The organism is Actinomadura sp. BRA 177, from assembly GCF_013372625.1.
Lineage (GTDB): Bacteria > Actinomycetota > Actinomycetes > Streptosporangiales > Streptosporangiaceae > Spirillospora.
The window spans coordinates 1-7,074 of sequence record NZ_JABXFD010000427.1 but is presented as its reverse complement, the minus strand read 5'-3'; the positions used below and the strand labels follow the sequence as shown (position 1 = coordinate 7,074).

5 protein-coding genes are annotated in these 7,074 nt (G+C 72.3%); 1 reads left to right on the top strand and 4 read right to left on the bottom strand.

All coding sequences use genetic code 11. The features are described from left to right. Window positions 1-106 precede the first annotated feature (106 nt). From HUX53_RS25690 to HUX53_RS25675, 4 genes are all read right to left on the bottom strand, one after another. Window positions 107-649, bottom strand: a complete 543-nt coding sequence (locus HUX53_RS25690; RefSeq protein WP_176405792.1) for a methylated-DNA--[protein]-cysteine S-methyltransferase — start codon at window positions 647-649, stop codon at window positions 107-109. Window positions 650-722: 73 nt separating this feature from the next. Beyond that, window positions 723-3,377, bottom strand: a complete 2,655-nt coding sequence (locus tag HUX53_RS25685) for a DUF6493 family protein (RefSeq protein ID WP_176405791.1) — start codon at window positions 3,375-3,377, stop codon at window positions 723-725. After that, the gene (locus tag HUX53_RS25680) at window positions 3,374-4,753 is read right to left on the bottom strand and encodes an SWIM zinc finger family protein (protein WP_176405790.1); all 1,380 of its coding nucleotides are present in this window, start codon (window positions 4,751-4,753) and stop codon (window positions 3,374-3,376) included. The genes HUX53_RS25685 and HUX53_RS25680 overlap by 4 nt, the downstream gene beginning before the upstream one ends. A gap of 39 nt (window positions 4,754-4,792) precedes the next feature. After that, a complete protein-coding gene (locus HUX53_RS25675) occupies window positions 4,793-6,034 on the bottom strand; it encodes a LeuA family protein (protein ID WP_176405789.1) in 1,242 nt (413 codons plus the stop codon). A 68-nt stretch (window positions 6,035-6,102) separates the two neighbouring features. Here HUX53_RS25675 and HUX53_RS25670 point away from each other — a divergent pair. Further along, window positions 6,103-7,074: citrate/2-methylcitrate synthase (locus HUX53_RS25670; protein WP_176405788.1), on the top strand; the 972-nt coding region annotated here is incomplete at its 3' end.

The window sequence follows — 7,074 nt, the reverse complement described above, 5'->3', positions numbered from 1 at the left end:
CCCACACCCCCACAGTCCAACCGCCACGCCACCCGCCTCTGGGAGGCCTCGGAAGCCCTCACCGGCATCACCTACGCACCTACCCCAGCCTGACCGGCCCCCGCGTTCAGGGAGCGCGGGTGAGGTCCCAGTCGAGGGTTGCGGGGAGGGCGCCCTCCAGGGTGAGGAGCCAGCGTTTGATCTCGACGCCGGAGCCGCCGCTGTAGCCGCCCAGGCCGTTGGAGGCGACGACGCGGTGGCAGGGGACGATCAGGGGGATCGGGTTGCTGCCCATGATCTGGCCGATGACCTGGGCGTGGACGCCGGTGCCGCTGCGATCGCCCAGCTGGCCGTAGGTGAGAACCTTGCCGTAGGGGACGGACTCGTACAGCGTGGTGAGCACCTGGCGTTGGGCGTCTGATGTGAGGCGCCAGTCGATGGGGATCTCGAAGTCCTTCAGGTCGCCGGCGAAGTAGTCGCTTAGGGCCGATAGGGCCGGGGCAAGGCGGTCCGGGGCGTCGACGACGGGTAGGCCGGTGGCTTTGGCAGTGCGGGCGCGGGCGGCTGGGGTGTCGCGGAAGTGCAGTGCGACGACGCCCGTCTCGGTCTCGGCGACGAGCAGGCGGCCGAGCACGGTGTCGACCGTGCCGAACGCGAGTGTCTCGGTCATCGTGGGCGCTCCTTCCCGGTGGTCTCAGCGTCCCATGCGGGGACGACATCTTCGTCAACACCGGTATGCGTCGTCAGGTTGCGGTCAGGGTGCGGTGGAGGCGGGCGGATTCCTTGACCAGGCGGCTGGAGCCGCCGCGTGCCGCCACGTCCGCGACCTCCGGGATGGCGCCCTTGGCGCCGGTGACCTCGGCCAGGCGGGTGGCCAGGGTGATGAGGGACGGGAGGCCGGCCGGTGCGCGTTCGCCCGGCGCGGGGAGGATGTGCGGGAGGGCCGTGGCCAGGATCGTCCACACGTCGGCGTGGGCGCCCGCGTCGGCGGCGGCCGTGAGGGCCTTGAGGGTGCGGGGGGGCGGGATGCGGCCCAGCGCGCAGAGCCTGCCGAGGGCGGTGCCCGTCTCGGCCGCCGGGAGCGCGTCCCGGGCGGCGAGGACGAGGAGCGCCTCGACGGCCTTCGCCCGCTCGTCCTGGTCCTGGTTCGCCAGCGTGTGGGCGAGGAGCGTACCGGTGGCGGAGCCGGCGGGTCCGTCGGCCTCGGCCAGGCCCAGCATGAGGGTGCCCTGGTTCCAGCCGTAGTCCTCCCAGCCGGCCAGGTAGGGGACGAGATGGGCGGCGACGATGTCGCGGTGGGACGGCAGGACGGCGGGCCAGTGGCCGGTGTGCGGGTCGAAGTTCCGCGCTCCGAAGTCCCGCCGGTCCGGTTCGGGGAATACGCACAGGCGGTCGATCTCGGAGTCGCCGGGCATGTCCACGATGGACAGGACCTGGGAGGGAAACCGGAGCTTGCGTCCGCCGACGGTGGCTAGGGGGGTGTCGAGGACGGTGCAGGTGACGGCCGGGTCGGCGAGCCCGCCCGCGGCGAGCCAGGACGCGACCTTGCGGCCGGCCTCGGAGGTCAGGGCCTTGGCGCGCACCGCGGCCGCCGGGTCGATTTCGCGCGGGACGCGGAGCATCGCCTGCAGGAGGTCGGCGCCCCCCGGTGCGCTGCCCGCCGCCTCCAGGCGTTCGAGGCGGCCGACCAGGATGTCGGACGCGATGTGGCCGCTCGCCTCGGTGGGGGTCGCGAGGAGGAGCGGTGCCGTCCCGACGGCGGACGCGATCTCGTGCAGCCGCCACTTGAGGAACCGTTTCAGCTGCGGATCGTTCACCGTTCCGGCCGAACGGGAGCGGCGCAGCGCCAGGGCCGCGAAGACATCGGCCAGGTTGTGCGTCTTGCCCAGAAGGAGCAGGTTCCGCACCGGGAACTGGATCCAGCTCTCCTGGACGTGCCTGCGCATGTACGGATGGTCGTCGGGCTTCGTGAGCCATGGCGCCAGGTCGTCGGCCTGCTTGCGGAGCGCCTCGCGGGTGCCGGCGAGGTCGCGGTGGGCGAACTCGACGAGCGCGGCGAGGAAGCGCTCGGTCGCGGGCCACTCCTCTTCGGAGCGCAGCCGGACGGCGAACTCGTCCGCCAGTTCGGCGAGGGAGCCGATGGGGGCGGGCATCTCGCGGGGGACGAAGGGCGGCGGGCCCATGAGCGGCTCGGGTTCGACCGTGGCCTCGACCTCGCCGAACGCCCCGGCGATCGCCGCGCGCAGTTCGGCGGGCAGACCACCGGCGGCGTCCCGGACCTCCGCGCGGACGGGTTCGCTCGCGTGCGCGGCGTGCTTGACCGCGATCTTCACGGCGCGGTCCCGCAGGTCGACCGCGTCGGAGGTGAAGACGGCGGTGAGGGCGCGCACCGTGGCGTCGGCCCGGTCGCGTTTGCGGGCCGTCCGGTCGAGCCAGGTCAACGCGGCCCGGACGAGCTTCTTCTCCGGGCGGAACAGCAGCGCGTCGGCGGCTTCCGAGAACAGGGCCGCGTCCAGGCTTTCCAGGTCGTCGGCGCGGCGGACCTGCCGCAGCGCGAGATCCGCGACGGTCGACGGTGCGGTCGGCAGCAGGCGGACGTAGTCGCGGACGCGGGGGGCCGTCTCGGTGTCGGTCGGTTCTAGTGCGTCGTGGAGCTGGACGAACCAGCGGAGGTTGTGCGCGGTGCCGCCGCGCAGGAAACGGCTGACGCAGCCGTCCAGGAGGGGGGCGCGTTCGATGCGTCCTGCGCGGGCCAGCTCGGACAGTGCGCTCACCCACGTGCTCTTACGAGTTCTGTCCCATTGCATCCATGTCGCGTCGTTGGCGAGGGCGGCCCCCACGCCGTCCACCTCGAACAGCTTCGGGAGGAGCGTGTCGAGGAACGGGTCTTCGGAGAGATGGTCCCTTCGGCCGGGGGCGGACACCCAGCCGACGACGAAACCGTCCGATACCGGGGGAGCGGCACCGGCCGACCTGATCAGCGCCGCCGCGAGATGCCAGCGCGACCATTCCTCATCGGAGACCCGCACCCGGGCGGCGATCCGGTGCGCCACCTCGGCGCGCCACTCCTTCGGGCGGTCCGACGTGACCTCGCACAGCAGCCGGACCAGGACGGTGTTGCCCTCGCCCCACCACCACACCCGCAGATCGCTGCGGCAGAGCCAGGCCGCCGCGGCGGCGGGGCCGCCGATCGTGCCGCCGCCGGCGACGAGCAGCGCGCACATGGCCTGATCGCCGAGGAACCCGTACTCCGTCCTGGCGCGCATCGCCTTCAGCAGCGCGGGGAGTTCGGCGGCGGCCGTGCGGCGTTCTGATGCGTCCAGGTCCATGACCGTGCGCGCCGCCATCTCAGGGTCGCCGGCCTCGATCGCCTTCTGGAGCGCATGCGGCATGCTCATCGCGCGGCCTCCACGATCTGCTCGGCGTCGCGGCGGACGATGCGGGCCGCGAGGACGTGCTTGCACGGCCCGCGCTCACCGCGATGGTCGAACCACCACGGGCACGTGCAGGTGACACGGTCGCCGTCGAAGCGGACCTCCCGTTCACTGCCGTTGCTCAGCACGATCGCCGTGTCGTCGGACGTGAAGCGCACGCCGCCGTCCTCGACGAGTGTGCGCGCCGAACGCAGGCGCGGGTTGAGCGAGGCCACGCGTGCCGGGTCGTACGGCAGCTCACGGTGGAAGAACGCGGCCTCGGCGGTGTCGAACCCCACGCGGCCGGACGTTCCGAGCTGGGTCAGCGCCGCCTTCGTCCGAGCGAGGGTGAGGCCGGAGCGCTCGGCGAGCAGGTCGGGTTCGACGCGCGGTTCGAAGGAGAGCAGCGCGCCGAGCAGGTCGGCGTCTCCTGCGGCCTCGTCGGTGGAGATGTCCTCCAGCACGGCGCCCTCACCGGAGAAGCCACGCAAATGCTGGGGCGACAGGGTGAGGACGTAGCGCATCCCTGGGAGTTCCAGTTCCCAGACGCTCGACACGGGCCCGCTGCCGTTGGCGACGGTTGGCCCATAGACGCGCATGGCCTTGGCGAAGCGCAGCAGGGGCAGCATCGTGCGCAGACGGTCGGGGCCTGCCAGGCACACCGCGCCAGGGGCCGGACGGGACGACACCCTCAGCGTCCGTCCGGCGGGTACGGCCCACAGGGCCTCCCGCGCGCGCTTGGGCAGAGACCTTAGGAACCGCACCGCGTCGGGTCCCTTCAACTCGCCACGGAGATCGAACCCCGCCGTGATGACCTGGACCTCGGCGAAGCCCCGGAGCCACCGGTCGGGCAGCGGCACCTTCTTCTCCACGACCGCGCCGTCCATCGTCGTCACGGCCAGTTCCTCGGCGCCGACCGCCAGATGCAGCGGATCGGACCCGCCGACGCGGGCCAGGGCTTCGCGCAAGGGTCCGTTGACGTCCACGTTCGTCGTGCCGCGTTCGTGGACGTCGCCGTCCAGCGCGGGCTCCAGCACGTCCAGCCTGGCGTAGACGCCACCGCACGCGGAGAACGACTCCATCCGGATCCGGTCGCCGTTGCAGGTGACGACCGGATCGCGGAAGGACGTCGGACGCGGCTGGAAGTACCGGGTCTGCGCGACGTCGGCCAGGGCGAGCAGACCCGCCGCGGCCGGCGCCGCCTGGATGAGGACCCCGCTGAAGAAGTGCGGATGCGCCTGCGGCCCGCTGCTCGTCGTCCCGCCGGACGTGGACAGGCCCAGAAGGCCCGCGTCCAGCCCGGACGGCCGCGTGTACGTGTACGACTGCGCGGCGCCGGCCGCCGCTGTGCTGCTCGCCATGCCCGAGAACGTAGAGCCCGCCCCCGACAAATCCTGCGATCAGCCGGTCTGCCCGGGGAAGAGCAGCGACAACTCCCGCGGATAGGTGCCGATCAGGCGGAGTTCGTCATCGGTCAGCGGACGGCCCGTCTGGGCGTTGCACAACTGGACGAGCTTGAACGCGAGGTCCCCGTCCACTGGCTCGATGCCCAGCCCGTCCATGACATGCCTGAAGCCGGCCTTGCCGCCGTACTCGCCGGTGAGGACGACCCGTCCGGGACGTGTGTGCCAGTCGTCCGGGAACGGGCCGAGGGTCTGCTCGTCGTACAGCTCGTAATTGCCGTGGTCCTTGAGCGCGCCGTCCGCGTGGATGCCGGACTCGTGCGCGAACGCGTTCCGTCCCACGCCGACCTGGTTGTAGGGGAGCGGCTGGCCGAACGCGTAGCTCGCCCACAGCGCGAACCGCCGCGCCCACGACAGATCGATCGGGTCACCGATCTCGATGCCGCGTTCGTCCAGCCCGAACCCGTGCCGGAACGCGAGGATGGTCGACAGTAGGTCCGCGTTGCCCGACCGCTCGCCGATGCCGTTCACGCACGTGTTGATCCACGCGTCCTGGCCCGTCTCCAGATCACCCAGCGCGCCGCTGATGGAGTTGGCGACGGCCAGGCCGAGGTCGTTGTGGCAGTGGGTTTCGACCGGCATCCCTACGGCGGACGCCAGTTTCGCGAAACGCTCCCTGATCCGGTCTGGCGTGTCGCCTCCGATGGTGTCGCAGTACCGGACGCGGTCGGCGCCGGCCTCCTTCGCTGCCAGCGCGAACTCCTTGAGGAAGCCGTCGTCGGTGCGGGAACCGTCCTCGGCGTTGACCCCGACGGTCCGCGCCCCGCCCGCCTTGGCCGCGCGGACGGCCGCGACCATCTCGCGGATGATCGCACCCCGGTCCAGCCGCCCCCGGAACTTGTTCGCGATCATGTAGTCGGACGTCGAGATCGACAGGTTGTAGTGGGCGAGGCCGGTGCCGCCCGCCCGCACTTCGACGGCCTTCTCCACGTCCTGCGCGACGCCCCGGCACCAGCCGGAGAGCCGCAGGCCGCCGAACGCGCCCGCCTCCGCCAGCGCGATCTGCGCCCGCACGTAGGGGACCTCGTGGAACAGGAACGGGAAGCCGATCTCCGACTGCGCCGCGCCGAGCCGTCCCAGGAAGAAGTTGACCATCGTCTTGCCGAACTTGGACAGCCCGGTCCGGGCCGTCTGGACGCCGTCGCGGTTGGTGACGTCCAGGAAGTGGATCTGAGGCATGCCCACAGATTGACACCGTCATCTACATGTATCAATATTGACCATAATCAATATTCAGAGCGGAGAACATGGACAACGACCAGGTCAGCGAGTGGATCGACGCGAAGGCCGCCGCCGAGCGGCTCGGTGTGAAGCCCGCCACGCTGTACGCGTACGTGAGCCGCGGCGTGCTGCGCCGCAGGCACGCGGCGGACGGGCGGCGCAGCCTCTTCGACGCCGCGCAGGTGGAGGAGCTGGCCCGGCGCGGGAAGCCGCGCCGCCCGCCCGGCCCGGGGGAGCTGGCGATCGAGTCGGCGATCACCGCGCTCGGCGCCGACCGCCCGTACTACCGGGGGCGCGACGTCCTGGCCATGGCCGAGTCCGGGACGTTCGAGGACGCCGCCGCCTGGCTCTGGACGGCCGACGACGCGAACACCGAGCCCTGGCAGGCCCGCGAGGACGGGGTGGCGGCGGCCGTCGCCGCCCAGTCGGGCCTGCCCGCCGGCCTCCTGCCGCTCGACCGGCTCCAGCTGATCGTCACGGCGCTCGCCGCCACCGACCCGCTGCGCCACCACCTCGACCCCGAGGGCGTCACCGCGACCGGGCGGACGCTGATCTCCGGCCTGGTCGAGGCCCTCCCGCCCGCCGCCGACCACACCGAAGGCGGCATCGCCGAACGGCTCTGGAGCCGCCTCTGCGCGCAACCGCCCGAGCCCGGCCTGCTGCGCTCCTTCGAGGCCGCCATGATTCTGCTGGCCGACCACGAGCTGGCCGCGTCCACGGTCGCCGCGCGGGTCGCCGCCTCCGTCCGCGCCGACCCGTACGCGGTCGTCTCATCCGGGCTCGGCGTGCTGAGCGGGCCGCTGCACGGCGGCGCGTCCTACGGCGCGGAACGGCTGATCGCCGAGGTCGCCGACCCGGCGTCGGCGTCCCGTGTGCTCGGGGAGCGGCTGCGCGGCGGCGAGCGCATCCCTGGATTCGGGCACGGCGTCTACAAGTCGGGTGACGGACGCTTCGCCCTGCTGATGGACCTCGTCCGCGCCGCCGCCCCCGGGCACGAG